The sequence below is a fragment of the Dietzia sp. KRD202 genome, from assembly GCF_017168155.1.
Lineage (GTDB): Bacteria > Actinomycetota > Actinomycetes > Mycobacteriales > Mycobacteriaceae > Dietzia > Dietzia kunjamensis.
The window spans coordinates 96,729-98,993 of sequence record NZ_JABFAN010000019.1 but is presented as its reverse complement, the minus strand read 5'-3'; the positions used below and the strand labels follow the sequence as shown (position 1 = coordinate 98,993).

Below are 2,265 nucleotides of genomic sequence, written 5' to 3'. Positions count from 1 at the left end.
GCACCCACCTGCCCGCCCACCGCCGCCGCGTGGTGTCGCTCGAGCAGCGTCCCGGGCTACTGCCCCACCTGTCGGCCGAGGACAACGTCGCGTACGGCCCGCGGGCCCGTGGCGTCCGCAGGCGGGCCGCCCTCGACCGCGCCCGCACCGAGCTCGAGGCGGTGGGCTGCGCCGACCTCGCCGACCGCAGGCCGCACGAGCTGTCCGGCGGGCAGGCGCAGCGCGTCGCCCTGGCCCGGGCCCTCGCCGTGGATCCGGAGCTCGTCCTGCTCGATGAGCCCCTGGCCGCCCTCGACGTGGAGGTCGCCCCCGCGATCCGGCGTCTCCTCGCTGATCGGCTCACCGGACGGGCCGTGGTCCTGGTGACCCATGATCCGCTGGACCTCTGGGCGTTGGCCGACGATGTCGTCGTCGTCGCCTCCGGCCGCGTCGCCCAGTCCGGCACGGTCGAGGAGGTCCTGGCCCGGCCCGCGTCCGACTTCGCCGCGCGCCTGGCCGGGGTCTCACTGGTCGAGGGGATCGTCGACGACGACGACGACGACGACCTGCGCACCCCCGGCGGCGACCTCGTCTCAGGGGTCCGCACGAGCGCGGCGGCGGGATGGCGGCCGGGGGCGCGGGCGGTGGCGACCGTCGACCCGCGGGCGGTGGCCGTCCACACCGACCCCGCACCCACCGGCTCCACTCAGGCCCCGACTTCGGCTCCGGCTCCCACGAGCCCCACGCAGCCATCCGCGCACGCGCCTGCGACGAGCCCGCGGAACTCCTGGCCCGCGCGGGTGGTCTCGCTCGTCCCCGCGGGGGCGTTGACGCGGGTGACGGCCGAGCTACGGGACGGTCAGCGCGTCGATGCCGAGATCACCAGCCGCTCGGTCGCCGAACTCGCGCTGGCCCCGGGTTCGCCCGTGACCCTCGTGGTCAAGGCGGCCCAGGTCGCCCTCTACCCGCGCCGCTGACCGGCCTTCGCCGGCCCGAGCCACTGCCCGCAATAGCAGCCCTCTCGAACACAGGCGCCCCCCGCGATGGCGTCTCGCCTGCACCGAAGCGTGCGCGAGACGCCATGGTCGCGTGCGACTGTCGTCGGGCCACACAGGCGCCCGTGCGGCTGCCGGGTCGTTGGGGGAAGGTCAGCCGACGCGGTCGACGGTGAAACGCACGAGCCGACGCAGCGCCTCGTTGGCCGGGCCGGCGGGCAGCACGTCGAGCTCGGTCATGGCGTCATCGACGTACTTCTCGAGCGTGGCCCGCGCGCGCCGCATACCGTCGGACGCGCGCAGCAACTCGAGGGCTTCCGCCACCTCCGCGTCATCGGTGAGCGGCTCGGCGAGCAGCTCGCGCAGGCGTGCACTGTCCGAGGAGCCGGCCTCCATGGCGTAGATCATCGGCAGGGTGTGGACGCCCTCGCGCAAGTCCGTACCGGGCGTCTTGCCCGACTCGGTGGACGGCGAGGCGATGTCGATGATGTCGTCGGCGATCTGGAACGCGATCCCCACGGCGTCACCGAGGCGGCGCAGGCTGCCGATCTGCTCGGCTGTCGCCCCCGAGTACTCGCCGCCGAACTGGGCGGCCGCGGCGATGAGCGAGCCGGTCTTCTCCCAGATCACCCGCAGGTAGTGCTCGGCGGCACCCTCGTCACGACCGCCGACGCCCGGGCCGACGGTCTCGCGCATCTGCCCGGTGACCAGCTCGGCGAACGTCTGGGCGATGAGCTGCACGGCCTCGGGTCCGAGGTCGGCCAGGAGCATCGAGGAGTGGGCGAAGAGGAAGTCGCCGGCGAGGATCGCGGTGGAGTTGTCCCAGCGGCTGTTGGCCGACTCGACACCGCGGCGCATGGCGGCCTCGTCCATGACGTCGTCGTGGTACAGCGTGGCCAGGTGGATCATCTCGCACACCACGGCGGCCTTGACGAGCCGCTCGCGGTCGGGCGCGGGGCCCAGCGAGCCCGAGAGAAGGGTGACGACGGGCCGGAACCGCTTGCCGCCGGCGGTGACGAGGTGCAGTGCGACCTCGGAGAGGAAGTCCTCGCCGGTCTGGAGTCGGCTGACGAGCAGCTTCTCGACCTCGTCGAGCCGTTCGCGCAGGTCGGCTGCGAGGTCGGCGTCGCCGACGTCCACGCCCGCCACCGTGTGGTCGGTCGCCGTCTCCGCGGAGCCGGTCACTGAATCGCTCGACATCCCCACTCGTCCTCGTCGCCTGGTGAAGGGTCGGCGTGGCCCGCCCTTCCCGACAGACTACGGTCCCGCGTCGCGGGCGGTGGCACCCCAC

At 73.9% G+C, this 2,265-nt stretch carries 2 protein-coding genes; one reads left to right on the top strand and one right to left on the bottom strand.

Annotated elements, in window-relative coordinates; genetic code table 11:
• Nucleotides 1-956, top strand: a 956-nt coding sequence (locus J1M64_RS16080) for a sulfate/molybdate ABC transporter ATP-binding protein (RefSeq protein WP_206474836.1), incomplete at its 5' end; no start/stop codon positions are given.
• Between the two features lie 171 nt (nt 957-1,127).
• Here J1M64_RS16080 and J1M64_RS16075 read toward each other — a convergent pair.
• Nucleotides 1,128-2,174 (bottom strand): polyprenyl synthetase family protein, encoded by a 1,047-nt coding sequence (locus tag J1M64_RS16075; RefSeq protein ID WP_206474835.1) that lies wholly within the window; start codon nt 2,172-2,174, stop codon nt 1,128-1,130.
• Nucleotides 2,175-2,265: the final 91 nt, after the last annotated feature.

Coding starts and splice junctions, on each gene's coding strand:
- J1M64_RS16075 (WP_206474835.1), bottom strand. CDS start 2,174: ATGTCGAGCGATTCAGTGACCGGCTCCGCGGAGACGGCGACCGACCAC.